Source organism: Kitasatospora sp. NPDC001159 (assembly GCF_053598235.1).
The window spans coordinates 20,042-45,817 of the sequence record NZ_JBSFJV010000057.1 but is presented as its reverse complement, the minus strand read 5'-3'; the positions used below and the strand labels follow the sequence as shown (position 1 = coordinate 45,817).

At 73.0% G+C, this 25,776-nt stretch carries 22 protein-coding genes and 1 pseudogene; 18 read left to right on the top strand and 5 right to left on the bottom strand.

The genetic code is table 11. From position 1 onward, the window contains the following. Positions 1–2 precede the first annotated feature (2 nt). Entirely contained in the window at positions 3–737 is a 735-nt protein-coding gene (locus ACWC9T_RS26095) for a carbon-nitrogen hydrolase family protein (RefSeq protein WP_449823475.1), read from the top strand. Between the two features lie 207 nt (positions 738–944). Further along, positions 945–2,351 carry a class II fumarate hydratase gene (locus ACWC9T_RS26090; RefSeq protein ID WP_449823474.1) on the top strand — a complete coding sequence of 469 codons (1,407 nt, stop codon included), beginning with the start codon at positions 945–947 and terminating at the stop codon, positions 2,349–2,351. A gap of 81 nt (positions 2,352–2,432) precedes the next feature. On the opposite strand, the gene ACWC9T_RS26085 is transcribed toward ACWC9T_RS26090, so the two are convergent. Beyond that, positions 2,433–2,879, bottom strand: coding sequence for an SPW repeat protein (locus ACWC9T_RS26085; RefSeq protein ID WP_449823473.1), 447 nt, complete (start codon positions 2,877–2,879; stop codon positions 2,433–2,435). Positions 2,880–3,088: 209 nt separating this feature from the next. Between ACWC9T_RS26085 and ACWC9T_RS26080 the strand changes: the two genes are divergently transcribed. The 10 genes and pseudogenes from ACWC9T_RS26080 (at position 3,089) to ACWC9T_RS26035 (ending at position 14,624) form a co-directional block, all read left to right on the top strand. Further along, positions 3,089–3,664: a PadR family transcriptional regulator gene (locus tag ACWC9T_RS26080; RefSeq protein WP_449823472.1), complete on the top strand. Its 576-nt coding sequence runs from the start codon at positions 3,089–3,091 to the stop codon at positions 3,662–3,664. A 130-nt stretch (positions 3,665–3,794) separates the two neighbouring features. Further along, on the top strand, positions 3,795–5,495 hold the full coding sequence (locus ACWC9T_RS26075) for an acyl-CoA dehydrogenase family protein (protein ID WP_449823471.1): 1,701 nt from the start codon (positions 3,795–3,797) through the stop codon (positions 5,493–5,495). Between the two features lie 377 nt (positions 5,496–5,872). Next, on the top strand, positions 5,873–7,228 hold the full coding sequence (locus tag ACWC9T_RS26070; protein WP_449823470.1) for a phosphoribosyltransferase family protein: 1,356 nt from the start codon (positions 5,873–5,875) through the stop codon (positions 7,226–7,228). Between the two features lie 241 nt (positions 7,229–7,469). Beyond that, positions 7,470–8,684: a 4-hydroxyphenylpyruvate dioxygenase gene (gene hppD / locus ACWC9T_RS26065; RefSeq protein WP_449823469.1), complete on the top strand. Its 1,215-nt coding sequence runs from the start codon at positions 7,470–7,472 to the stop codon at positions 8,682–8,684. 58 nt (positions 8,685–8,742) lie between these two features. Next, a complete protein-coding gene (locus ACWC9T_RS26060; protein WP_449823468.1) occupies positions 8,743–9,945 on the top strand; it encodes a cupin domain-containing protein in 1,203 nt (400 codons plus the stop codon). Beyond that, complete coding sequence (locus ACWC9T_RS26055; protein WP_449823467.1) at positions 9,942–10,853, top strand: hypothetical protein; 912 nt, start codon at positions 9,942–9,944, stop codon at positions 10,851–10,853. The genes ACWC9T_RS26060 and ACWC9T_RS26055 overlap by 4 nt, the downstream gene beginning before the upstream one ends. Continuing rightward, positions 10,850–12,073 (top strand): fumarylacetoacetase, encoded by a 1,224-nt coding sequence (gene fahA, locus ACWC9T_RS26050; protein WP_449823466.1) that lies wholly within the window; start codon positions 10,850–10,852, stop codon positions 12,071–12,073. Before ACWC9T_RS26055 ends, fahA begins: the two co-directional genes overlap by 4 nt. 157 nt (positions 12,074–12,230) lie before the next feature. Next, positions 12,231–12,350: pseudogene (locus ACWC9T_RS26045) on the top strand (TetR/AcrR family transcriptional regulator); the annotation flags it as partial. Between the two features lie 122 nt (positions 12,351–12,472). Then, the gene (locus ACWC9T_RS26040) at positions 12,473–13,543 is read left to right on the top strand and encodes an enoyl-CoA hydratase/isomerase family protein (protein ID WP_449823465.1); all 1,071 of its coding nucleotides are present in this window, start codon (positions 12,473–12,475) and stop codon (positions 13,541–13,543) included. Positions 13,544–13,838: 295 nt separating this feature from the next. Further along, a complete protein-coding gene (locus tag ACWC9T_RS26035; protein ID WP_449823464.1) occupies positions 13,839–14,624 on the top strand; it encodes an enoyl-CoA hydratase in 786 nt (261 codons plus the stop codon). Positions 14,625–14,750: 126 nt separating this feature from the next. On the opposite strand, the gene ACWC9T_RS26030 is transcribed toward ACWC9T_RS26035, so the two are convergent. Beyond that, positions 14,751–16,565, bottom strand: a complete 1,815-nt coding sequence (locus ACWC9T_RS26030) for an NAD-binding protein (protein ID WP_449823463.1) — start codon at positions 16,563–16,565, stop codon at positions 14,751–14,753. 153 nt (positions 16,566–16,718) lie between these two features. Between ACWC9T_RS26030 and ACWC9T_RS26025 the strand changes: the two genes are divergently transcribed. Then, a complete protein-coding gene (locus tag ACWC9T_RS26025) occupies positions 16,719–17,318 on the top strand; it encodes an HdeD family acid-resistance protein (RefSeq protein WP_449823462.1) in 600 nt (199 codons plus the stop codon). A gap of 65 nt (positions 17,319–17,383) precedes the next feature. Here the strand turns inward: ACWC9T_RS26025 and ACWC9T_RS26020 are convergent, their stop codons facing one another. Next, on the bottom strand, positions 17,384–18,022 hold the full coding sequence (locus ACWC9T_RS26020) for a DUF6461 domain-containing protein (RefSeq protein ID WP_449823461.1): 639 nt from the start codon (positions 18,020–18,022) through the stop codon (positions 17,384–17,386). A 52-nt stretch (positions 18,023–18,074) separates the two neighbouring features. Next, positions 18,075–19,499: a CoA transferase gene (locus ACWC9T_RS26015; RefSeq protein ID WP_449823460.1), complete on the bottom strand. Its 1,425-nt coding sequence runs from the start codon at positions 19,497–19,499 to the stop codon at positions 18,075–18,077. Positions 19,500–19,732: 233 nt separating this feature from the next. On the opposite strand from ACWC9T_RS26015, the gene ACWC9T_RS26010 reads away from it, so the two are divergent. Together ACWC9T_RS26010 and ACWC9T_RS26005 are read left to right on the top strand one after the other, a co-directional pair. Then, positions 19,733–20,425 (top strand): N-acyl homoserine lactonase family protein, encoded by a 693-nt coding sequence (locus tag ACWC9T_RS26010; protein ID WP_449823459.1) that lies wholly within the window; start codon positions 19,733–19,735, stop codon positions 20,423–20,425. Between the two features lie 241 nt (positions 20,426–20,666). Further along, positions 20,667–21,533 carry a hypothetical protein gene (locus ACWC9T_RS26005; protein WP_449823458.1) on the top strand — a complete coding sequence of 289 codons (867 nt, stop codon included), beginning with the start codon at positions 20,667–20,669 and terminating at the stop codon, positions 21,531–21,533. Positions 21,534–21,870: 337 nt separating this feature from the next. Here the strand turns inward: ACWC9T_RS26005 and ACWC9T_RS26000 are convergent, their stop codons facing one another. Continuing rightward, positions 21,871–22,137, bottom strand: a complete 267-nt coding sequence (locus tag ACWC9T_RS26000) for a zf-HC2 domain-containing protein (RefSeq protein WP_449823457.1) — start codon at positions 22,135–22,137, stop codon at positions 21,871–21,873. 58 nt (positions 22,138–22,195) lie between these two features. Here ACWC9T_RS26000 and ACWC9T_RS25995 point away from each other — a divergent pair, with 58 nt between their 5' ends. The 3 genes from ACWC9T_RS25995 (at position 22,196) to ACWC9T_RS25985 (ending at position 25,754) form a co-directional block, all read left to right on the top strand. Beyond that, complete coding sequence (locus tag ACWC9T_RS25995; RefSeq protein WP_449823456.1) at positions 22,196–22,759, top strand: sigma-70 family RNA polymerase sigma factor; 564 nt, start codon at positions 22,196–22,198, stop codon at positions 22,757–22,759. A gap of 215 nt (positions 22,760–22,974) precedes the next feature. Next, positions 22,975–24,372 carry an MFS transporter gene (locus ACWC9T_RS25990; protein WP_449823455.1) on the top strand — a complete coding sequence of 466 codons (1,398 nt, stop codon included), beginning with the start codon at positions 22,975–22,977 and terminating at the stop codon, positions 24,370–24,372. 41 nt (positions 24,373–24,413) lie between these two features. Then, positions 24,414–25,754, top strand: a complete 1,341-nt coding sequence (locus ACWC9T_RS25985) for a cytochrome P450 family protein (protein ID WP_449823454.1) — start codon at positions 24,414–24,416, stop codon at positions 25,752–25,754. Positions 25,755–25,776 lie beyond the last annotated feature (22 nt).

Genomic DNA, 25,776 nt, shown 5'->3' with positions numbered 1-25,776 from the left:
CCATGCCCTCGTCCGCGCCGCTGACCGTCACCGTCGCCCAGCCCGTCTGCGACGAGCCCGGGCGCCCGGACACCGTGTCCTTCAACGTCGAGCGGCACGCCGAGGCGGTCCGGGCGGCCGGGACCCGCCTGGTGGTGTTCCCCGAGCTGTCGTTGACCGGTTACGACCTGACCGCCCCCGCCGTCGACCCGGCGGACCCGCGGCTCGCCCCGCTGGTCGAGGCCTGCGCCGCCACCGGCGCCCTCGCGCTGGTCGGCGCGCCGGTCAGGGAGGCCGACGGGCGCGAGTCCATCGCCACCCTGGCGGTCACCGGCGAGGGTGCCGCCGTGGTCTACCGGAAGATGCGGCTGCACGGCGAAGGCGAGCCCGACCGCTTCACCCCGGGCGAGAAGCCCGTCGTACTGGAGCTGGACGGCCTGCGGCTCGGCCTCGCGGTCTGCGCCGACGCCGCCGATCCGACGCACGCCGAGGAGACCGCCGCCCTCGGCATCGACGCCTACATCGCCTCCACCCTGTACGGTCCGGGCGCCGCACAGGCCGAGCGGCGGGACGGCCACTGCCGGGCCCGCTCCACCGCGCACGGGGTCTGGGTCGTGCTGTCCACCTCGGCGGGCCTCACCGGCGTGTTCCCGGACAGCTCGGGCGGCTCCGGCGTCTGGGCGCCGGACGGTGAGGTGGTCGCCCGGGCCGGCACCGCGGCGGGCGACCTGGTCCGCGCCGAGCTGACCCGGCGGTGACGGCGTCACCGGTGGATCATTCGGCCCCGGGTGGAAATACCCGGGGCTCGCGCGGGGCTGTCGTGATCGGTGAATCAGCGGATCGGTGAATCAGCGGATCAGCGGATCAGCGGGTCCGCGGATCGGTGGAGCGGTGGAGCGGTGGAGCGGCCGATCTGCAGACCCGTGACCGGGCCGAGCGGGCCCGTACAGGAGGTGCAGCGCGCGATGGGTGACGAGCGGGAGAAGCCGCAGGAGTACCGGATCGAGCACGACTCGATGGGGGAGGTGCGGGTGCCGGCCGCCGCGAAGTGGCAGGCGCAGACCCAGCGGGCGGTGGAGAACTTCCCGGTGTCCGGCCAGCGGCTGGAGCGCGCGCACATCGCCGCGCTGGCCCGGATCAAGGCGGCCGCGGCCCGGGTCAACGCCCGCCTCGGGGTCCTGGACGAGGAGGCGGCCGGGGCGATCGCGGCGGCGGCCGAGGAGGTCGCGGAGGGCCGCTGGGACGACCAGTTCCCGGTGGACGTCTTCCAGACCGGTTCGGGCACCTCGTCCAACATGAACGCCAACGAGGTGATCGCCACCCTGGCCGGCGAGCGGCTCGGGCGGCCGGTGCACCCGAACGACCAGGTGAACGCGAGCCAGTCGTCCAACGACGTGTTCCCGTCCTCGATCCACATCGCCGCGACCTCCGCCGTCACCCACGACCTGATCCCGGCACTGGAGCACCTGGCGGAGGCGCTGGAGCGCAAGGCCGCCGAGTTCGCCCAGGTGGTCAAGTCGGGCCGCACGCACCTGATGGACGCCACGCCCGTCACCCTCGGCCAGGAGTTCGGCGGCTACGCGGCGCAGGTGCGGCACGGGCGGGAGCGGCTGCTGGCGACGCTCCCCCGGGTCGCCGAACTGCCACTCGGTGGAACGGCGGTGGGCACCGGCATCAACACTCCGCCCGGCTTCCCGGCGGCGGTCATCGAGGAGGTGGCCCGCGCCACCGACCTGCCGCTGACCGAGGCCCGGGACCACTTCGAGGCGCAGGGCGCCCGGGACGCGCTGGTCGAGCTGAGCGGCCAGCTGCGCACGGTGGCGGTCGGGTTCACGAAGATCGCGAACGACCTGCGGTGGATGGGCTCCGGCCCGCGCACCGGCCTCGGCGAGATCAACCTGCCGGACCTGCAGCCCGGTTCGTCCATCATGCCGGGCAAGGTGAACCCGGTGCTGCCCGAGGTGGTATTGATGGTCGCCGCCCAGGTGGTGGGCAACGACGCGACGGTGACGCTGGCCGGCGCGAGCGGCAACTTCGAGCTGAACGTGATGCTCCCGGTGATCGCCCGCAACGTGCTGGAGTCGGTGCGGCTGCTGGCCAACAGCGCCCGGCTGCTGGCGGACCGGACGGTGGACGGCATCACCGCCAACGTCGAGCGGGCCCGCGAGTACGCGGAGTCCTCGCCCTCGGTGGTGACGCCGCTGAACCGGTACATCGGGTACGAGGAGGCGGCGAAGGTCGCCAAACAGGCACTGGCCGAGCGGAAGACGATCCGTCAGGTGGTACTGGAGCGCGGCTACGTCGAGCAGGGAAAGCTCACCGAGGAACAGCTGGACCGGGCCCTGGACGTGCTGCGGATGACGCACCCGTAGCCACCCCAGCCCCAGCCGGACGTGCGCCGAGGCGCGGCGGGCTCGCGCCCTCCGCGCCCCGGACACGGGCTGCGGGGAAGATCAGCCCTTGGCGCGGCCGGCACGGCCGAGCCGCATCGCTGCTCCGTTCGCCGTGATCGTGGCCATCGAGATCGCCGCGAGACCGAGCAGGAACATCACGGCGCCGACGATGACGCAGGTGGTGATGTTCTTGCCGCGCGCGACGGACCCCGAGATGACCCAGGGGGAGAGGATCGTCCAGACACCGAGCGCGGCGGCCGCCCAGGCCCGCGCGTGCGTCCGTTCGTAGGCCGATCCGTAGCCGGCCATCAGCGCCGTGTAGGCCAGACCCACGATCAGGCAGGTCACGGTCAGGGTGCTGAACGCGGTGAAACCGACGATCCACGGCGATGCCGCCAGGAAGAGGCCGGCCAGTACTGCCAGGGCTTCCACACCCTGGGCGCGGGGGGTCGAGGTGACCCGCTCGTAGTGTTCCCGGAGTTCAACGATGTCCGGGTGGTGCTCCATGCCAGTCGGCATATGGGTTGCCACCGATACCACCTCCTGTGGCTCGGACCATGAAAGGGGCTTGCCCCGTACCCATTCTGGCGCTTATCCATGGTTTTGCACCTGATGGTCCGGAATCATCGATAACCATCTGATCACGCCGGTGACCTGCGTCTCAACACTCCGAGGTCCCATTGCCTATGCAACTCGTTGCATAGCAGGATGCGGGCATGGCACTGGAGCACGCGATCCTCGTCTCGCTGCTGGAGCAGCCCGGCTCCGGCTACGAGCTGGCCCGACGCTTCGACCGCTCCATCGGGCGCTTCTGGACCGCCACCCACCAGCAGATCTACCGGGTGCTTCGGCGGATGGAAGCGGACGGCTGGATCGCGGCGGAGGAGGTCGCGCAGGACGGCCGTCCGGACAAGAAGGTCTACTCGGCCGCCGAGCCCGGACGGGTCGCGTTGGCCGGCTGGCTGCGCGAGCCGGTCGAGCCGGAGACCGTGCGGCACGAGCTGGCGGTCAAGATCCGCGCCGCCGCCTTCGACGACCCGGGCGCACTGATCTCCGAGGTCGAGCGGCACCGGGAGAGCCACGCCGCCCTGCTCGCCCGCTACCTGCACGGCGAGCAGCGGGACTTCCCCGATCCCTCCGCGCTCGACACCCGGCAGGATCTCCAGCACGTGGTGCTGCGCGGCGGCATCGAGTACGAGCGGATGACCCTCGCCTGGCTGGACGACGTGCTCGCCACGCTGCGCCGGCTCGCGGACGAGGGGCGGGGGCAGGATGTGGATGACAGAGTCTGAAATCTGTCATCTGAAATCTGTTCGCTGAATTCTGTTCGCTGAGCTCCGTTCGCCGAAAGCCGCCGTCCGAGCACCGTCGCCTGACGCCTGTTCGCCGAGCCCTCACACCCTCGACCCCCGGGAGCCCCTGATGCTCTTCAACCCGCGCACCTACGACCCCGCGCAGTTCGACGAGCCGACCCGCCGCCTGCTGCGCGCGACCGTCGACTGGTTCGAGTCCCGCGGCAAGAAGGCGCTCATCGACACCTACATCGACCGCGCCTGGTACGCCGACTTCCTCGAATTCGCCGCCCGGGAAGGCCTGTTCGCGGAGTTCCTGACCCCCTCCGCGGCCGACCCCGACAAGCGCTGGGACACCGCGCGGATCGCCGAGCTGAACGAGATCCTCGGCTTCTACGGCCTCGGCTACTGGTACACCTGGCAGGTCACCATCCTGGGCCTCGGCCCGGTCTGGCAGAGCGAGAACGAGGCCGTCCGGGCCCGCGCCGCCAAGCTCCTCGCCGAGGGCCACGTGATGGCCTTCGGCCTGTCCGAGCGCACCCACGGCGCCGACATCTACTCCACCGACATGATCCTCACCCCGGACGGCGAGGGTGGCTTCACCGCGACCGGCCCCAAGTACTACATCGGGAACGGCAACGTGGCCGGCCTGGTCTCGGTCTTCGGCCGCCGCTCGGACGTCGAGGGCCCGGAGGGCTACGTCTTCTTCGCCGCCGACAGCCGCCACGAGGCGTACCACCTGGTCAAGAACGTGGTGAACGCCCAGATGTACGTCAGCGAGTTCCGGCTGGAGGACTACCCGGTCCGCGCCGAGGACGTGCTGCACACCGGCCAGGCCGCCTTCGACGCCGCGCTGAACACCGTCAACGTCGGCAAGTTCAACCTCTGCACCGCCTCGGTCGGCATCTGCGAACACGCGATGTACGAGGCCGTCACGCACGCCCACAACCGGGTGCTGTACGGCCGGAAGGTCACCGACTTCCCGCACGTGCGACGGGAGTTGACCGACGCCTACGCCCGCCTGGTGGCGATGAAGCTGTTCAGCGCCCGGGCCGTGGACTACTTCCGCACCGCCTCCCCCGAGGACCGCCGCTACCTGCTGTTCAACCCGATGACCAAGATGAAGGTCACCACCGAGGGCGAGAAGGTCATCGACCTGATGTGGGACGTCATCGCGGCCAAGGGCTTCGAGGCGGACACCTACTTCGACAAGGCCGCCAAGGACATCCGCGGCCTGCCGAAGCTGGAGGGCACCGTCCACGTCAACCTGGCACTGATCCTCAAGTTCATGGGCAACTACCTGTTCGCGCCCGCCGACTACGCCCCGGTGCCGACCCGTCTGGACGCCGCCGACGACACCTTCCTGTTCCGCCAGGGCCCGGCCCGCGGCCTCGGCGCGATCCGCTTCCACGACTGGCGCACCGCCTACGACCGCCACGCGGAGCTTCCGAACGTCGCCCGCTTCCGCGAGCAGGCCGACGGCTTCTGCGAGTTGCTGCTCAAGCACGCGCCGGGCAAGGAGCAGCAGGCCGACCTGGACTTCCTGCTGGAGATCGGCCAGCTGTTCGCCCTGATCGTCTACGGCCAGCTGGTGCTGGAGCAGGCCGAGTTGACCGACCTGTCGGCCGACGTGCTGGACCAGATCTTCGACGCGCTGGTCCGCGACTTCTCCGCGCACGCCACCGAGCTGCACGGCAAGGCCTCCGCCACCGAGGAGCAGGCCGCCTGGGCGCTGGCGAACGTGCGCCGCCCGGTCGCGGACGCCGAGCGCGCGGCGAAGGTGTGGGCGCGGGTCGAGGCACTCTCGGGCGCGTACGAGATGCAGCCGTAAAGCAGGGAACACCGGGTAAGACCCCGGGGGTGCCGGTCGGCGGGCCGGCACCCCCGGATCACCTCCGGCGGGCTCAGCCGTCGCCGTGCCCCATGTGATCACCACGTTGGGCCGGTGCCGCTCGGCCGATCCTGCCCGACGCCGCGTCCGCGCCCGTGTGGGTGGAGGTGTCCGACCCGGGCACGGTGGCCGCGGCGGTGGTGCTCCGGGCCGTGTGCGACGTGATCAGCGCGACCGTCCTCCACGTTCTGCCGCTCCGGCTCCCGTCTGGACGCCGTCGCGATCCCGGCCCCGCGCCCGCCGTGTCCCGGCCCCGCCGTGACACACCCGCGAGCGGCCTACCGGATCGGCGTACGGTGGTACCTGGAGGCCGTGTCATGCACGTCACCGGAACCCACTTCACCGACCGCACCGACGCGGGCCGGCGCCTGGCCGCCCGCCTCGGCCACCTGGCCGCTCCCGACACCGTGGTGGTCGCGCTGCCGCGCGGCGGGGTGCCGGTGGCCGCCGAGGTGGCGGCGGCGCTCGGCGCGCCGCTGGACATCTGCGTGATCCGCAAGCTCGGCGTGCCGTACCAGCCCGAGCTGGGCATGGGAGCGATCGGCGAGGACGGGGTGCGGGTGCTGAACGAGCAGGTCATCCGGATCGCCGGGGTCACCGACGACCAGCTGGCGGCGGTGGAGCGCAGCGAGCGCGTCGAGTTGGAGCGCAGGGCCCGCGCCTACCGGGGCGACCGTCCGACCGCTGACCTACGCGGGCGCACCGTGATCGTGGTGGACGACGGCATCGCCACCGGATCCACCGCCAAGGCCGCCTGCCGGATCGCCCGGGCGCGCGGCGCGGCCCGGGTGGTGCTGGCCGTCCCGGTGGCGCCCCCGGACTGGACGGACCGCCTGACCGAGGTCGCCGACGAGCTGGTCTGCGTCGACACGCCGTCCCCGTTCTTCGCGATCGGCGAGTTCTACGCCGACTTCTCGCAGACCGGCGACGAGGAGGTGCTGGCGCTGCTGGCCCAGGCCTGGGGCGAGCGGCCCCCGGAGCCCGCCCGGGTCGACCGCGAGCTGGTGCTGCCCGCCGCCGGGGTCCAGCTCGCGGGCCGGCTGACCGTCCCGGGCGGGGCGCACGGCATCGTGGTCTTCGCGCACGGCAGCGGTAGCGGGCGGCACAGCCCGCGCAACCGGTACGTCGCCCGCCACCTGAACCGCGCCGGGCTGGGCACGCTGCTGTTCGACCTGCTGACCGAGGCCGAGGAGCCGGACCGGCGCAAGGTGTTCGACGTCGGCCTGCTGGGTTCGCGGCTGACCGCCGTCGCCGGGCAGCTGGGCGGGCTCACCGCCACCCGGGGCCTGCCGCTCGGCCTGTTCGGCGCCAGCACCGGTGCCGCCGCCGCTTTGCACACCGCCGGCGAGCTGGGCCCGGCGGTGCGCGCCGTGGTCTCCCGGGGCGGGCGCCCGGACCTCGCCGGGCCGGAGGTGCTGGGCCGGGTGAGCGCCCCGACGCTGCTACTGGTCGGCGCGCTGGACACCGTCGTGATCGAGCTCAACCGGCAGGCCCGGGACCAGCTGCGCTGCGAGAGTGAGCTGGTGGTGGTGCCGCACGCGAGCCACCTGTTCGAGGAGCCGGGAACGCTCGACCGGGTCGCCGAGCTGGCCGGGGACTGGTTCCTGCACCACCTCCCACCTGCCGGGACGTCCACCGAACGGTCCGGCGACGCGTCCCCCGAGAGCCCGTAGCGGCCGGTTGCGCAGAATTCATGCGACAACTGCCGCGGAGCAGCGCATTTTGCGCAGCCCAAGACAGGATTTCCTGATCAGCTTGTACACATTGAGCAGTGAAAAGTGGACCTGTTGCCCAACCACTCCGACAGGAGCAAGCTCTGCGCCATCCGCACCGCCCACCCGTTCGCCGTGCGGCCGCGATCCACGCGATCCAGCAAAAGCCTCAGCGCCGAGGCCCTGAGTGGAGGAACGAGCGATGACCCCGCAGACCCACGCCCTTGAGCTGACCCCCGAGGAGCGCGAGGCCGGTCTCGACGCCGACCAGCTGCGCCGCCTCGTCGGCCTCGTCGAGCACGACGCCACTACCGACCCTTTCCCGGTCACCGCCCAGGACGCGGTCGTCTTCGTGGTCGGCAACGCCACCCAGACGGCGCAGTTCTACCAGGTCGTGTTCGGCATGGAGCTGGTCGCCTACTCCGGCCCGGAGACCGGCCGCCGCGACCGCAAGGCCTACGTGCTCCGCTCCGGCTCCTGCCGCTTCGTGATCAAGGGCGGCGTCCGGCCGGACAGCCCGCTGCTGGACCACCACCGCCGCCACGGCGACGGTGTGGTCGACCTCGCCCTGGAGGTCCCGGACGTCGACAAGTGCATCGAACACGCCCGCGCGACCGGCGCCACCGTCCTGGAGGAGCCGAACGACGTCTCGGACGAGAACGGCACCGTGCGCCGCGCGGCCATCGCCACCTACGGCGAGACCCGCCACACCCTGATCGACCGTTCCCGCTACCACGGCCCGTACCTGCCGGGCTACGTCACCGCGCAGAGCAGCGTCACCCACCCGGAGGGCTCGCCCAAGCGCCTGTTCCAGGCCCTCGACCACGCCGTGGGCAACGTCGAGCTGGGCCGGATGGACGAGTGGGTCCAGTTCTACAACCGGGTCATGGGCTTCGTGAACATGGCCGAGTTCGTCGGCGACGACATCGCCACCGAGTACTCCGCCCTGATGTCCAAGGTCGTCGCCAGCGGCAACCACCGGGTGAAGTTCCCGCTCAACGAGCCGGCCATCGCCAAGAAGAAGTCCCAGATCGACGAGTACCTGGAGTTCTACACCGGCCCCGGCTGCCAGCACATGGCGCTCGCCACCAACGACATCCTCACCACCGTGGACGTGCTGCGGTCGCGCGGCGTGGAGTTCCTCAACACCCCGGACGCGTACTACGACGACCCGGAGCTGCGCGAGCGGATCGGCAAGGTCCGGGTGCCGATCGAGGAGCTGAAGAAGCGCGGCATCCTGGTCGACCGCGACGAGGACGGCTACCTGCTGCAGATCTTCACCAAGCCGATCGGCGACCGCCCCACCGTCTTCTACGAGTTCATCGAGCGCCACGGTTCGCTGGGCTTCGGCAAGGGCAACTTCAAGGCGCTGTTCGAGTCCATCGAGCGCGAGCAGGACCGTCGCGGCAACCTGTGAGCGTCGGCCAACCCTGATTGACGCCGGCCCTGACGGACGGTCGAGGAGGAGCACGGAGATGGCGTACTACCGGCAGCTGGGCAACATCCCGCCCAAGCGGCACACCCAGCACCGAACACCCGAAGGCGGGCTGTACTACGAGGAGTTGATGGGCGAGGAGGGGTTCTCCTCCGACTCGTCGCTGCTCTACCACCGGGGCATCCCCTCGGCGGTGGTCAACGCGGTGCCCTGGGAGCTGCCGGACCAGTCCACGGTGCCCAACCATCCCCTGCTCCCCCGCCACCTCAAGCTGCACGAGCTGTTCGCGGGCCACGAGTGGAAGTCCGCGGACGTCGTGAGCAACCGCCGTCTGGTCCTCGGCAACGGCGACGTGCGGATCTCGTACGTCGCCGCCGGGGCCCCGAGCGAGCTGTACCGCAACGGGCTCGGCGACGAGTGCGTGTACGTGGAGTCCGGCTCGGGCACGGTCGAGACGGTCTTCGGCTCGATCGAGGTCGGCCAGGGCGACTACGTGATCATCCCGCGGGCCACCACCCACCGCTGGGTGCCGTCCGGGGACGAGCCGCTGCGCGCCTACTGCATCGAGGCGAACAGCCACATCACCCCGGTCAAGCGCTACCTGTCCAAGTACGGGCAGCTGCTGGAGCATGCGCCGTACTGCGAGCGGGACTTCCGCGGGCCGGTCGGGCCGCTCGTGGTCGACACCCCCGGGGACATCGACGTGCTGGTCAAGCACCGTGGCCCGAACGGGGTTTCGGGCACCCGCTACACCGTGCCGCACCACCCCTTCGACGTGGTCGGCTGGGACGGCTGCCTGTACCCGTACGCCTTCAACATCAGCGACTTCGAACCGATCACCGGCCGGATCCACCAGCCGCCGCCGGCCCACCAGGTGTTCGAGGGCAACAACTTCGTGATCTGCAACTTCGTCCCCCGCAAGGTGGACTACCACCCGCTGTCGATCCCGGTGCCGTACTACCACGCCAACGTGGACAGCGACGAGGTCATGTTCTACTGCGGCGGCGACTACGCGGCCCGCAAGGGCTCGGGCATCGCCCAGGGCTCGATCTCGCTGCACCCCGGCGGGCACACCCACGGTCCGCAGCCGGGCGCCTACGAGCGCAGCATCGGCGCGGAGTTCTTCGACGAGCTGGCGGTCATGGTGGACACCTTCCGGCCGCTGGAGCTCGGCGAGGGCGGGCGGGCCAGCGAGGACGCCGGCTATGCCTGGACCTGGGCCGGTCGGGGGCCCGGGCGATGAGCACTCCGGTCTCCGCGGGGGTGATCCCCGAGCTGTTCCGCGGGCTCTTCGACGACGCGGCGGTGTTCCCCCCGGGGAACCTGCCGGTCGCCGAGGCGGTTCCCGCGCACCGCGTCCACCGCGCGGCCTGGTACGCCGAGGCGGTCGGCCCGTTCCTCTGCGGGGCGGGTCGGCTGGGCGAGTTGGCCGCGGCGCTCCCGACCTCCGGCGCTGCGGACGCCCCGACCGCTGGGGGTGCGGAGGAGACGGGCGCCGCGCCGCTCAGGGTCGGACTCGTGCTGCCGGGGGGCAGTGCGGAGCTCGCCCCGGCGCTCGCCGCCGCCGCACCGTTCGAGCTGGCCGGCGTCGAACTGGCCACCAAGGACGCCGCCGAGGCGGTCGCCGAGCTGGACCGGCTGCTGCCTCCGCACGTGCCGGCCGCCGTCGAGCTGCCGCGCGAGCTTCTGCGCGGGGACGGGCTGGACGCGGTGCTGGACGTGCTGGTCGACAGCCCGTACCGGGCGAAGTTCCGCACCGGCGGCCTGGTCGCCGAGGCGTTCCCGAGCGAGGACGAGCTGGCCGCCTTCCTCACCGGCTGCGCGCAGCGCGGCCTGCCGTACAAGTGCACGGCCGGGCTGCACAACGCCGTCCGGCACACCGACCCGGAGACCGGCTTCGAGCACCACGGCTTCCTGAACGTGCTGCTGGCCGCGCAGGAGACCGACCGGGCGGCAGCGGCGGCGGTGCTGGCGGAACGGGACGGCGAGGCGCTGGCCAAGGCGGTGCGCGACCTGATCGCCCGTCAGGTTACGGTGATCCGAAACTCGTTCACCGCGTTCGGCACCTGCAGTATCGCCGAGCCGCTGGGCGACCTGGCCGCGCTCGGCCTGCTGTCGTCGCCCGACCCACTGCCCCAGGAGGACCGTTGAGCACCACCCCCAGCAGCTGGCTCGCCAGCGCCCAGGACTCGCCGTTCGGCGTGCACAACCTGCCGTACGGCGTCTTCACCGCCGCCGACCAGCCCGGCCGGCGCCGGATCGGCGTGCGGGTCGGGGACTTCGTGCTGGACGCCGGGGCAGCCGCCCGCGCGGCCGGGGCGCCGTCCGTCCTGCTGGCCGCGGACTCGCTCAACCCGCTGATGGCGGCCGGGCGTTCGGTCTGGACGCAGGTCCGGGCCGACCTGACCAGCTGGCTGACCGACGAGTCCTTCCGCGAGGCGGTCGCGCCCGCGCTGCTGCCGGCCGACCAGGTCGAGCTGCACCTGCCGTTCGAGGTCGCGGACTACGTCGACTTCTACGCCTCCGAGCACCACGCGACCAACCTGGGCCGGATCTTCCGCCCGGGCTCGGAGCCGCTCACCCCCAACTGGAAGCACCTGCCGATCGGTTACCACGGCCGGGCGGGCACCGTGGTGGTGTCCGGCACGCCGGTGGTGCGTCCGCACGGGCAGCGCAAGGCGCCCGGTGACGCCGCGCCGACCTTCGGGCCGTCGCGCCGGCTGGACATCGAGGCCGAGGTCGGCTTCGTCGTCGGCACGCCGTCGCAGCTGGGGCGGCCGGTCGCGCTGGACGACTTCCGCGAGCACGTGTTCGGCGTCTGCCTGCTCAACGACTGGTCGGCGCGCGACATCCAGGCCTGGGAGTACGTGCCGCTCGGCCCCTTCCTCGGCAAGTCCTTCGCGACCTCGGTCTCGCCGTGGATCGTGCCGCTGGACGCCCTGCAGCACGCCCGGGTCGCGCCGCCGGAGCGCGACGTCGAGCCGCTGCCGTACCTGGACGACCGCGGCAACGAACCGTGGGGCCTGGACCTGGCGATGGAGGTCCGGTTGAACGGGCACCTGGTCTCCCGGCCGCCGTTCGCCGCGATGTACTGGACGGCGCAGCAGCAGCTGGCCCACATGACCGTCAACGGCGCCTCGCTGCGCACGGGCGACCTGTTCGCCTCGGGCACGGTCAGCGGTCCGGAGCCGCACACCCGCGGTGCGCTGATCGAGCTGACCTGGAACGGCGAGGAGCCGCTGAAGCTGCCGGACGGGACGACCCGGACCTTCCTGGAGGACGGCGACGAGGTCGTCATCACGGCGACGGCCCCGGGGCCGGACGGCGCGGTGGTCGGGTTCGGCGAGGTCGCGGGGCGGGTACGGGGCTGAAGGCCCGCGGCTGCTGACTGACGCCCGCAGCTGCCTGGCTGACGGCTGACGGAGTTCAGACTTCAGCGAACAGATGACGGATAACAGCTGACAGATTTCATCATCTGTCAGCTGTTATCCGTTTGCTCACCCTTGCCGACAGCCCCGCCCTTACAGCCAGGCCCTGGCCGGCTACTTCGCCGCGGTCGTCCAGGGCATGTCCCAGCAGGCCCGCGACGGCGCCACCGCCGCCGACCTGGCCCGCACCGCCGAACTCGCCCTGCGCGCCTGGCCATGACGCCCCGCCGCACCCGCCCCCATCCAGGCGGCGTGATCACCGACACAGTGATCACAACAGCCCACCGCCCCGGTACGGTGGACCGCGGAAGTCCACATCACCCACGGACGGGAGCGGGTCCGATGAACGCAGAGGCGGCGGAGGTCCAGACCTTCCTGGACGGCGGCAACGGCGACGGCAACGACGGCGGCCTCGGCCGGATCGTGCTGAACCGCCCGCGGGCGCTCAACTCGCTGACCCAGGGCATGATCACCGCCCTACGCGCGACCCTGGACGACTGGGCCACCGATGACCGGGTGCGCGCCGTCGTGCTGACCGGCGCCGGCGAGCGGGGCCTCTGCGCGGGCGCGGACATCCGCGCGATGCACGACGACGCCCAGGCGGGCGGGGCCGGCACCCGCGCCTTCTTCCGCGACGAGTACCGGCTGAACGCGCTGATCGCCGACTACCCGAAGCCGTACCTCGCGGTGATGGACGGCATCGCCATGGGCGGCGGCGTCGGCCTGTCCGCCCACGGCGCGGTGCGGATCGTCACCGAGCGCTCCACGGTCGCGATGCCCGAGACCCGGATCGGCCTCATCCCGGACGTCGGCGGCAGCCGCCTGCTCGCCCACGCCCCGGGGGAGTTGGGCACCCACCTCGGACTCACCTCGGCCTCGATGGGCCCCGGCGACGCCCTGCTGTGCGGCTTCGCGGACCACTACGTCCCGTCCGCGCGCCTGCCGGAGTTGCTCGACGCCCTCGCCCGCAGCGCCGATCCGGCCGCCACCGTCGCCGCGCACGCCGAGGCCGCGCCGCCCGCCGCGCTCGCCGCCCGGCGCGAGTGGATCGACGCCTGCTACGCGGCCGACACCGTCGAGGAGATCGTCGACCGGCTGCTCGACTCCGGTGTTCCGGAGGCGAAGGAGGCCGCCGAACTGGTCCTCGGGAACTCCCCCACCGCCGTCAAGGTCACCCTGGCCGCGCTGCGCCGGGCCCGTACGCTGCCCTCACTGAAGGCCGTACTGGACCAGGAGTACCGCGTCTCCTGCGCCGCGCTGGACGGCCACGACCTGGTCGAGGGCATCCGCGCCCAGGTGGTCGACAAGGACCGCAACCCGCGCTGGTCGCCGCGCACGCTCGCCGAGGTGACGGAGGCCGACGTCGCACGCTTCCTCGCCCCGCGCGCGGGCGACGAGCTGGGCCTGGCCTGACCACCGGACCGCCCGGATCCACCAGCTCCCCTACCCGGCACGCCTGGAGCCCGCCATGACCCACCCGGTACCGACGGCCTGCTCCACCTGACCGACCGCTCCACTGATCCCGTCAACCGTCGATGCCGAGGAGATCGCGCAGTGGCGCGACAGTCGGTGACGGTCGCGGGCCTGGCCGCGCTGGTGACCGGCGTCTCGCATGCCAAGACTGGCGCGAGGCGGGGCGCGTCGTAGATCGTTGGGTGGTCAGGGCGCGCCCGTGCGGCGCCGAGCAGCGGAATGGGAGTCAACGGCGATGACCGAGACCGAGACCTACGAGACGATCCTGGTCGAGCGCAAGGGCCGGGTGGGGCTGATCACGCTCAACCGGCCCAAGGCGCTCAACGCGCTGAACACCCAGCTGATGAACGAGGTGGTGGCGGCCGCCACCGCCTTCGACCGGGACCCGGAGATCGGGTGTCTGGTGATCACCGGTTCGGAGAAGGCCTTCGCGGCCGGCGCCGACATCAAGGAGATGCAGGGCAACCACTTCCCGGACGTCTACCTGGACGACTGGCTGGGCCCCTGGGACCGACTCGGCCAGCTGCGCAAGCCGGTCGTCGCGGCGGTGGCCGGCTTCGCGCTGGGCGGCGGCTGCGAGCTGGCGATGCTGTGCGACATCCTGCTGGCGGCGGACACCGCGAAGTTCGGGCAGCCGGAGATCAAGCTCGGTGTGATCCCGGGCATCGGCGGCTCGCAGCGGCTGACCCGGGCGGTCGGCAAGGCGAAGGCGATGGAGCTGTGCCTGACCGGCCGGATGATGGGCGCCGAGGAGGCCGAGCGGTCCGGCCTGGTCTCCCGCATCGTCCCGGCCGACCAGCTGCTCGCGGAGGCGCTGGCCACAGCCGAGACCGTCGCGGCGATGTCCACTCCGGCGGCGATCATGATGAAGGAGAGCGTCAACCGCGCCTTCGAGACCACGCTCGCCGAGGGCGTCCGCTTCGAGCGCCGACTCTTCCACGCGGCCTTCGCCACGGCGGACCAGAAGGAGGGCATGGCGGCCTTCGCCGAGAAGCGCCCGCCGAAGTTCGAGAACCGCTGACGGCGCACAACTGACGGATGACGGCTGACAGATTTCATCAACTGAAATCTGTCAGCCGTCATCTGTTCGCGGGCACCCGTTCGCCGTCACCCGCCACCGTCACCGGCGTCCCGCCGCCGCCGCGCGTCACCCCTCCTCCACCAGTACCGTGTTGAGCCGCGCCAGTCCGCTGCGGGTGGCGGCGACCACGATCAGGTCGCCCGGGGTCAGCCGCCGGGTGCGGTCCGGGAAGTTCCACTGCAGGTGGTCACTGCGCGCGAACCGGGTGGCGATCACCCGGACGCCGCCCGGGTCCTCCAGGTCGTGCCGGTTCAGGCCGATCAGCCCGCTGCCGTCCTCCACCGTCAGCTCGGCGATCAGCAGCGCGTGCCGGAACACCGACAGCGTCCCGCGCACCTCGCTGCCCATCAGGGCGGCGGCGAAGGCGGGTGCGGCCAGGTAGGACACCGACCGGGAGGCCGCGTTGTCCAGCGTCTTGTAGAAGTGGGCGGCGAAGTCGTCGTCGAACAGCCGCACCACCACCCGCACCTCGGGGTTGCCGTGCCGCGCCTCCAGCGCCGCCTCCAGGTTGGTGGCGTCGTCCCCGCTGACCGCGACCACCGCCCGGCTGTGCTTCAGCCGGGCCCGGCGCAGCTGCTCCTCGAACGGCCCGTCGCCCAGCACCACCGGGATGCCGAGCGCCCGGACGGCGGCGATGCCGCGGGCCTGCGGGTCGCGTTCCATGCAGACCACCGGCACGCCCATCTCGTGCAGCTGGGTCGCGACGCGGGTGCCGACGTTGCCGAGCCCGACGACGATGACGTGGTCCCGGGTGCCCGCGCTGGGGTTGCGCGGCAGCCCGCGCCGCCCGGAGCCGAGCGCCTCGACCGCGATGGCGGTGGCGACCGGCGCGAAGGTGATCCCGCAGATGGTGATGACCACCTGGGCGACCCGCTGCCAGAGCCCGCCCGTCCCGGTCCCGGCGGCGACGTCGGCCCGCTGGTCGGGCTGGGCGGCGCCGGCCAGGTCGAGCAGCGAGGTGTAGACGGTCCAGCCGAAGTCCCGGTCGAGGTACCAGAGCACACCGAAGGCCATCAACACTGCGGCGAGCGCGGTGAGCAGCACCAGCCGCAGCCGGGCGCTGGTGAGGAAGCGCATGGTGTCGAGTACCCGCCAGCGCAGCCGTCGCGCCCAGCTGATCGGCTCCCGGGGTTCGATGGGAAGCGCCTGCAGCGCGGCCCTCCCGCCCGGCGGTTCCTCGGGCTCGTCGGTCGGCACCGGATCGCGGCGCACCCCGCCGGGGACGACCGGTCCGTCGTCGCCGAACTCCCGGGCGAGGCGGACGAACCCGGCCGAGTCGCCCTCCTGTTCCGGCAGGAGGCGGATCTTGCTGAGGTCCTGCCGGTCGATCTGGTCGGCGACCACGCAGATCCGGTCGGAGGCGATGGCGTCGTCGAAGGCGATGTGCAGGTACCGTCCGTCGATCTCGACCGAGTTGGGCCGCCCGAGCGCGGCGGCGGCGAAGGCCGGGGCGGCGGTGGCGGAGCCGGAGAGCGCGGCGCCGTTCTTGAGCAGCCGTTGGATGTTCTCGCCGAGTCGCTGGTTGAACATCCGGAACACGATCCGGATGTCGGCGTTGTGGCCCTGGGCGCTGAGCGCGGCGTGGATGTTGTCCTGGTCGCTGCCCTCGACCAGGGCGAGTCCCCGGGCGGTGCCGATGGAGACCGCGCACAGCGCCTCGTCGGTGACGCTCGGGTACTCCAGCACGGCGGCGACACCGGGGAGTTGCTCGATCTGCGGCGCGTGGTCCCGGGTGCGGTCGGCGACCAGGACGACGACCGGGACCTCGTAGTGCTCGACGAGTTCCAGGACCAGCCGGTGCGCCAGCGCGTTGCCCCCGCAGACGATGTAGTGCTGGCTGATCGGCTCGACCGGAGGGGTCCCCCACCCTTCAGAAGTCATACCGACGGATGGTATCGACGGCGAGCGACCGGCGGGTGTCATTCCGGCAACCGCCGGAAGTCACTCGAACGGACGTACCCGACGCGCGGTCTGACAGGGGGGCGAAGAGGCTGGGGTTCGTTCTCCGCCCCCAGCCCCGAGGAGTACGTCACCATGGCCCCTCCGATCATCACCCCCGACGGTTCCCCGGTCCAGGGCCCGCTCGGCATGCTCGCCCGGGCCGCCTGGCAGGTGCTGCTGGCCGCCGGTGTGGCCTCGCTCGCCCTCGGGATCGTGGTCTTCGCCTGGCCCCAGGAGACTCTGCTGGTAGTGGGCGTGCTGTTCGGGCTCTACCTGCTGGTAATCGGCATCGTGCAGCTGGTCGCCGCCTTCGGCACCCACGCCACCACCGCGATGCGGGCGCTGGCCTTCATCAGCGGCGCGATCTGCGTGCTGCTCGGGCTGCTCTGCTTCCGCAGCGCCGCGCAGTCACTGCTGCTGCTCGCGATCTGGATCGGCATCGGCTGGCTGTTCCGCGGCATCACCCAACTCGCCGCCGCGATCTCCGACCCGCTGATGCCCGCCCGCGGTTGGCAGGCCTTCGCGGGCGTGGCCAACACCCTGGCCGGTGTGCTGCTGATGGTCTGGCCGGTCGGCTCGATCACCGCGCTGACCGTGCTGGCCGGGTGCTGGCTGCTGATCCTGGGCGTGATCGAGATCGCGACGGCCCTCCGGATGCGCAGCCAGGCCAAGCAGATCCCCTCGGGGGTCTGACCCGCCCCGGCCCGGAGCCTCCCGGAGGCCGTCACCGATCTCGGCGCCGCGCTACCGCCTCGTGCTCAGGGCCGGGGCGCGTAGGCGAGCCGGAAGGTGGCGGCCTCCAGCCGTTCCGGGCTGAGCCGGACGTCGGTCAGCTGCTCGGCGAGCGCGAACGCCGCCTCGGTGTGCAGCTCGTAGCGCTCCCCGTCCAGTTGGAAGCCGCAAGCCGTCAGCAGCTCCACGGTGCTCGGGGCCTCGGCGTCCGTACCGTCCCGCTGGTCGGCGAAGAGCGGCTCGAAGTGCAGCCGGCAGGTGCCGTGCTCCCACCAGTGGAAGTCGTCCGCCGCGTTGACGTTCCGGAAGTGCGAGACCAGCCGGGTGCCCTCGCCGAGCCGGGGGACGACCTCGTACAGGCTACCGAGGTAGCCGTACGGCTCGACCGCCAGGGCCCAGCCGTCGAGCTCGGTGACGGCGACGAGGATCCGGTCCTCGTCCAGGTCGAACAGCTCCTCGGCCTCCTCGTCCTCCCCGTCGTCGAAGGTCTCCCAGGCGGCGAGCACCGCGTCCAGCCCGGTGACCTCCCGGCCGGTCAGGGCGTCGAATCGGCGCAGCAGTTCGTCGGCACCGATTCCCTGGACCTGGGTGAGGCAGTAGGCCTCGCCCAGGACGGGGTAGCGCTTCTCGAACCAGGTGTAGTCGGTGGCGTGTGCGGCAGTCATGTGCAGGATGCTGCCAGACCCCGCTGACACCGCCCGCCGCACCCCTGGCCGCTCAGAGCCAGACCGGCGCGTCCGCCCCCCAACGCCCCGGCGGGCGGGCCCAGTCGGCGGGCGCACCCTCATAGCCGATGGGCGGCAGGGCGTGCCGCAGCCGCCCGTACGCCGAGTCGGTCTCGGTGAGCCAGCTCGCCGGGTCGTACGGCTCGGCGGTCTCGCGCGGCTCGACCGGCTCCTCGGGCGGGATGCCGTGCAGCAGCCAGGAGGCGGTGCCGGCCAGCGAGAAGCGCAGGTGGCGGCCGCCGGGGCGGTAGGTGCGCTGGTCGGTGAGGGCGCGCAGGACGGCGGCGGCAACCAGGTAGCCGGTGCCGTGGTCGAGGGCCTGGGCCGGCAGGACGCCGGGGCGGCCGTCGGGGGCCGCCTCGTGCGCGGCGATGCCGACACCGGCCTGGACCAGGCTGTCGAAGCCACGGCGTCCGGCCCAGGGGCCGGTCCAGCCCCAGGCGCAGAGCTGGGCGACGATCAGGTCGGGACGGCGGGCGAACAGGGCGTCGGGGGCGAGGCCGTGGGCGTCCAGGGCGCCGGGGCGGTAGCCGGTGACCACGACGTCGGCTGCGTCGAGCAGGCCCTCGAAGGTGACCCGGTCGGCGGGGTCGGCGAGGTCGAGGCGGGCGGAGCGCTTGCCGAAGCCGGTGTCGGCGTGGGCGTCCTCCGCTTCGGGCAGCCGGGGCGAGTCGATCCGCAGCACGTCGGCGCCGAGCAGCGCCAGGGTGCGGGTGGCGACCGGTCCGGCGATCACCCGGGTGAGGTCGAGGACCCGGACCCCGGCGGCGGGCCGGTCCACCGGGGCCGCACCGAGCGGACGGACGGGCGCGGCCCCGATCTCTCGGCGCTCCACCAGGGGGTGCACGGCCGCACTCACCGGCGCGACCGCCACAGCGAGCGCCCCAGCCGGGTACGCGCGCTCCTGGATCTGCTCGGCCGGCAGCCTGCCGAGCGCCTCGGCCAGCTGCTCGGGCCCGACGTCGGGGGCGAGGTCGAGGGCGGCGAGCAGCCGGGCGCGGTGGTGCGGGTAGTTGGCGTGGGTGCGGACCCAGCCGTCGGCGGTGCGCCAGAAGCCGGAGTGCGGGGCGAAGTTGACGGGCGTACGGCCGTCGACGGTCAGGTGCCGCTCGCTGACGAAGGCGGTGGCGACGGCCCCCTCGTCCACCCGGACGACGGGGACGGCGCCGCCGGCGCGGAGGGCGGCCAGCTCGGCGGCGGCCAGTGAGCAGGTGGCCACGGTGGCGCGGGCGAGCCGGCGCACCGGCAGACCGGAGGGCAGGACGTCCTGCGGGCCGCGGAAGCCCACCCGGTCCAGGAGTTCGGCCGGTCCGCCGAGGGCGGCCCAGGTGTCGGCGGTCGGACGGTCTGCGGTCGGACGGTCTGCGGTCGGACGGTCGGAGGGCTCGCCCCCGGGCGGCATCGGACGATCGGTCATGTCCGGCATTGTGCTCCGCTTCCCGGGGCACCCGCCGTGACGCCCGCCACCAGGCGCCGACGACGCTCGCAGCCCGGGCTGTCCACCCTCCGCTCTCCCGGGAATCGCGCAGGTCGGCCCGGGTCCGATGGAGAAGCGGTGCAGGACCGACGGGCGGCCGGCGGTGCGCGGGTAGGGTGCGAAACGGCGGCCGGTTCGGCCGTACGCACGGGGCTGAGTGACAAGGGGGACGCATGTACAGGATCCGCCGTCTCGACCTGGGCTACTTCGTCCGGCCGGCCTCCGAGGTGGGCGGCCCCGAGCCGCGGGTGGAGCCGGTGCTCGCGTACCTGGTCCGGGGCCCGGAGGGGCTGCTGCTGTTCGACACCGGGATCGGCGCCGGCTCGCCGGAGACCGAGGCGCACTACCGTCCGGTCCGCCGCCCGCTGCCGGAGGCGCTCGCCGCGGCCGGCGTCTCGGTCTCGGACATCGACCTGGTGGTCAACTGCCACCTGCACTTCGACCACTGCGGCGGCAACCCGCTCCTCGCCGGGACGCCGGTCCTGGTCCAGGTGAAGGAGCTGGCGACCGCCCGGCGCGGCGACTACACCATCGACGCGCTGGTCGACTTCCCCGACGCCGTCTACCGCGAGCTCGACGGCGAGACCGAGGTCTGGCCCGACGTCCGGGTGCTGCCCACCCCCGGGCACACCGACGGCCACCAGTCCCTGCTGGTCGAGCGGCTGGGCGACCGCAGCGTCCTGCTGGCCGGGCAGGCGTACGACTTCGCCACCGAGTACGGGCAGGCGGTGCTCGCCCGGCAGGCCGCGCGCGAGGGGGTGGCGGCGCCGCTGCCCGGGTACCGCGGCTGGCTGGACCGGGTGGCGGAGCACGGGCCGCGCCAGGTGCTCTTCGCGCACGACCACGCGGTCTGGGAGCTCGCCTGACGGATCAACGGATCAGCCGGGACTCCGACACACACGTTCCATGACGGCGTGTACACATTCAGCGAGCAGGGGGTGTGCGATGTCAAATCGCATCGACGCCGCATGAACGGGTGCTATGAGCGGTTGATCGGCTGGTCCGGCGGCCACACCGGCGGCAGGTCGGCGGCCGGGCATGCTCTCACGAGACGGAACCGGCCAATGCCGGAGGGTGCGGTCCGGGCCGGGCAGGCCGGGTGCGACGATGAGTGCCATCGTGATGACCGACCGGATCCGCCTGCTGCGCGCCGCGGTCTTCGCCGCGCTGTGCGTGGCGATGGCCGCCACGGCGCACGTCGCCATGGCCGGGGCCGGGGTCTCGCCGTCGGTGCTGCTCGGCGCGTTCGGGTCGATCCTCTGGCTGACCTGGCTGCTGGCCGGGAGGCGGCGCGGGCTCGGCGCGATCAGCGCGTGGATGGTCGCGGCGCAGACCGCGCTGCACTTGCTGTTCGAACAGGCCGGTCCGCCTGGCCGTGAGGGCGGCGGTCTCGGCCGGCTCGCCACCACGGACTGGACCGCCCTGCTGCTCTGCAACCCGGACCGGGCACCGGGCGGGATCTCGCCCGTCGAACTGGCGCGGATGGCGGGCATCGACCCGGACGTCCCGCCGACCGTCGGCAGCCTGCGCCCGGTGGCGGGGATGCACCACGGGGTGGCGGCGGGGTCGACCGACGGGATGGCCATGGACATGGGGCTGTCCGGGATAACGGGGATGCCGGGCATGGCCCCGGGGATGCAGCACCCGATGCCCTCGGGGACGGCACACGCGATGTCCCACGGCATGTCGCCGGGGATGGCCGTCGCCCACGTCCTGGCGGCGCTGGCCTGTGCGCTGCTGCTCTGGCGCGGTGACGTGGCGTTGGTGCGGCTCTTCGAACTGCTCGGCGTGCTCGGGAGCGTGGTCGCGGGGGCGCTGCTGCTCCCGTTGCTGGCGCTGTTCGCGCACCCGTTCGGGTACCGGCCGCCGGCGCCGCCCCGGCCCGCCGACCGACCGGCCCGGCTGCCCCGGTCGGTGCTGCTCACGCATGCCGTCATCCGGCGCGGACCGCCGGCGTTCGCCCTCGCCTGCTGACGCGCCCGCCGCACCGCTCCCCCGGCCGAACCCGGTCCGCGCTGGGACCTCCGCGATGGGCTGGTCGCCCTGTCGTGCCGTCGCCGTCGCCGTCGCTGTTGCGCCCACTGCCGTAGCGCCCCGGGCCGCTGCGCCGCCGTACGCGTGCGCCGTACCGATCGGGCTCGCGCCCGCGTTCGCCACGCCTCCTCCGGGACGTGCGGTGTGCCGCGCGGCTGCCTACGGACTCCTGCGGTGCCGCTCTGCGCGGCACCGTTCCCAGCCTTCCTCTCGGGACCTTCCCATGCCTGACTACGACGGCACCCCGGCTCCGGTCGGTGCCACCGTCCTACCGCTCCTACCGCTCCGCGGCCTGCGGCCCCTCTGGAGCCTGACCAACCGGACCGTCCGCCCCCAGCCGGGTCAGCAGCCGGGCCGACCACTCCGCCGACGGCCCGTCGGCGGCAGCCGCCTGCACCCGGCCGCGCAGCCGCCCGGCCCGGTCCAGCCACTCCTGACAGCCGGCGCAGCGCGCGAGGTGCTTGTCCATCCGGGTGCCCGGCAGGCCGCTCGGTTCACCGTCGAGCCGGGCGGACAGAGCGGTACGGAACTGCGCGCATCTCATGTGACCATCGTCCCGCACGGTTGCCGCGCCGGGACGGCGGGCCGGACGGGGGGCCGCCGTGGATGACGACCAGCTCACCACGCTCGCGCTGACCGCCCGCTCGGGCCGGGCGGCGGACGTCGAGGCCTTCGTACGCGCGACCCAGCGGGACGTGTGGCGCTTCGTCGCCCACCTGACGGACGTCCAGTCCGCCGACGACCTCGCCCAGGAAACCTTCCTGCGCGCACTGCGCGGCCTGCCCGCCTTCGCCGGACGCTCCTCGGCCCGAACCTGGCTGCTGTCCATCGCCCGGCGCACGGTGATCGACCGGTACCGGATGGCCGCCGCCCGGCCGCGCTGCGCGGCACTGCCGGACTGGCAGGAGGCGGCGGAACGGCAGAGCTGCACCCCGGCGGCCGGATTCGAGGACGGGATCGCCCTCGGGGACCTGCTCGACCGGGTGCCCGCGCAGCGCCGGGAGGCCTTCGTGCTGACCCAGGTGGTCGGTCTGAGCTACGCGGAGGCGGCGGAGGTCGCGGGCTGCCCAGTCGGCACCGTACGCTCCCGGGTCGCCCGGGCGCGGGAGGAGCTGATGGCGCGACTGCGGGCGGCCGAGACCGGGGAGTTCGCGGCGGTCTGCTGAGCGGCGGCGGACGGGACCACGGATGACAGCTGACGGATAACAGCTGACGGATTTCGAAATATGTCAGCTGTTATCCGTCATCCGTCGCCTGACGGCGCGCCCCGCGAAAAATTCCCCCAGGTGTTCGGAACTGGAGCCGTCGCGCCCCCGACTGCTGTACCGGACCCCGCCGCCGAGGCGGTGCCCGGAACAGCGACGGGGAAACGGAGGATCTCATGGCGGCGCAACACCGGACGACCGCAGCATCACTGACGGGCAGCCCGGCGCAACCGCTCGACCGCTGGAGCCTGGTCGTCGCCGCCGGGCTGCTCTCGTTCGTCGCCATGCTCGACTTGAACGTGGTCAACCTGGCGCTCACCGACATATCCACCGGCCTGCACGTCTCTCCCGGGGTCGCCCAGTGGGCCGTCCTCGGCTACCAACTCCCGCTCGTCGCACTGCTGTTGCCCGCCGGACGGTGGCTGGACCAGGTCGGCACCCGGTCCGCGCTGCTGCTCGCGGTCGGCTGCTTCGCCACCTGCGGCGTGCTGGCCGCCCTGGCCCCGTGGGCGGGTTGGCTGATCGCGGCACGACTGCTGCAAGGCGCCTTCGGGGCCGTGCTGTTCGTCCTGATGCCGGTGCTGGCCGCGACCTCCGTCCGGCCCGAGCTGCGCGGACGGGCGATGAGCGTGCCTGCGACGCTCGGGCCGCTCGGGGCCGTCACCGGTCCGGTGGTCGGCGGTCTGCTGCTGGACCATCTCGGCTGGCGGGCGGTCTTCCTGGTGAAGCTGCCGGTCTGCCTGGCCGCCGTCCTGATCGTGCGGCGGAACGCCCCGAGGCGCGGCGGGCTTCGACTGCCCGAGCGGGGTTCGCTCGGCGATGCCGCCCTGATCGGTGCCGCGGTGGCCGCGGTCCTGCTCGGACTCACCCTGGCGCCGCAGGCCCCGCAATGGCTGCTGCTCGCGCTGCCCGCCGTACCGCTGGTGCTGTTGTGGCTGCGCCGCCCCGGCGGTCGGCCGGTCGCCGAGGTGCTGCGGTCCGCCGGAACCGCCGGGGTGAACGCCTCTGTGCTGGCGCTCGCCGCCGGCTTCGCGGCCTGCCAGTACCTGCTGGTCCAGCACCTGCGCGGCCCGCGGGGCGAGAGCGCGACCGCCACCGCGCTGACCATGCTGGCCTTTCCGCTCGGCATGGTGCTGGCCGGGCGGGTCGGCGGCGGGCTGGCCGACCGCTGGGGCACCCGGCCGACGGCGCTGACCGGTGCCGCCGTCACCGCCCTCGGTCTGGCGCTGCTCATTCCGGTGGGCGCCGACTGGTCCGCCCTCGACATCGCTGCCCGGCTCGCCCTCGCCGGTGCCGGGATGGGCCTCAACGGCGGCCCCACCCAGGCGCTGGTGATGTCCGCCTCCCCGTCCGGAAAGCTGGCCACCGCCGGTTCCGCCGTCCAGCTCTCCCGCAGCCTGGGCTTCGCCCTCGGCCCGGCCCTGGCCACCGCCGCAGCTCTGGCGGGCGACCGCGCCACCACCGGCACCCACGCGGGCATCGCCCTGGCCGCCACCGTTGCCGCCACCGCCGTGGTGCTGCTCGCCCTGCACCGCCGCAGCCCGCAGGCCCAGGGCCTGCCTCTTCGGCCCTAGGGCGAAACAGACACATCCGCCTCACCGGAGGAAGCACACCCATGACCGACACCACCCACGCCCCGGCCACGACCGAGGCCCCGCCCGAGACCTCGCGCTGCCCGTACGGCTACGACCAACTCCCCGGCCCCGTCCCGCTGCACGGCTCGGCCTACAAGACCGACCCGTACCCGCTCTACCGCCGGATGCGCGCGGCCGGACCGGTGCACCGGGTGGAGTTCCCGAGCGGCATCCACGCCTGGCTGGTCACCGGCTACCAGGCCGCCCACGCAACCCTCAACGACCCCCGGCTCGGCAAGAACCACAGTCTGGGCAACGAGAATTGGCGCCGGCTGGCGTCGATCATGCCGGAGCCGCAGCACTCCCAGCTCCAGGTCCACCTGCTGCACCAGGACCCGCCCAAGCACACCGCCATGCGCCGCCTCGTCCTGGACGCCTTCGCCCCTCGACGGGTGGAGTCGCTGCGCCCCCGGTTGCAGGAACTCGCCGACGCCCTGGTAGACGGACTGCCCTGGACCGGCGGCGCCGACCTGGTGGCGGGCTTCGCGGCCCACTACCCCTTCCGGGTGCTCGCCGAGGTCATCGGCCTGCCCGCCGAGTTGGCGGACCGCTTCGACCGCGACTGGGGCAAGGTGGTCCAACCCGTCGGCCCCCAGGACCCGGGCCGCCCGGCGTACGAGGCACGGCTGCGCGGCCTGCAGACGTACATCGCCGATGTCATCGCCCACAAGCGCGCCGACTACCGGACGCCCGGCCGGACAGAGGGCGAGGACCTGCTCGGCCGGCTCGTCGCCGCCCACGACGCGGGCGAGTTGAGCCGCGAGGAGCTCGACTCGATGGTGTTCCAGCTGCTGGTCGCCGGGCAGGAGCCGGTCACGAACCAGATCACCACCATGCTGATCACCCTGCTGCGCCACTCCGAACAGCTCGCCGCGCTGCGCGGGAGCCTCCACGAGCCCGGCCGACTGGCTCGCGCCGTGGAGGAACTGCTGCGCCACGACGCCGCGTTCGAGCTCACCACCTGGCGCTTCTTCGCCGAGGACAGCGACCTGTTCGGCACCACCGTCCCGGCCGGCGACTCGGTGATCGTCTCGCTCTGCGCCGCCAACCGCGACGACGCGCAGTTCCCCGAGGCCGACCGGCTCGACCTCGACCGCACACCCAACGCGCACCTGGCCTTCGGCCACGGCATCCACTACTGCCCGGGCGCCGCCCTGGCCAGGGCCGAACTCCAGATCGCCGTCGGTACCCTGCTCACCCGGCTGCCCGGGCTGCGCCCCGCCGAGACGCCCGGGGACGGCCCGGACGACCTCGTCTGGATCCCCGCCGTCCTGGCCCGCGGCGTCAATCGGTTGCCCGTCGCCTACGACCGCCGCAGCTGAGCACCGGCCGCCACCCGCCCGG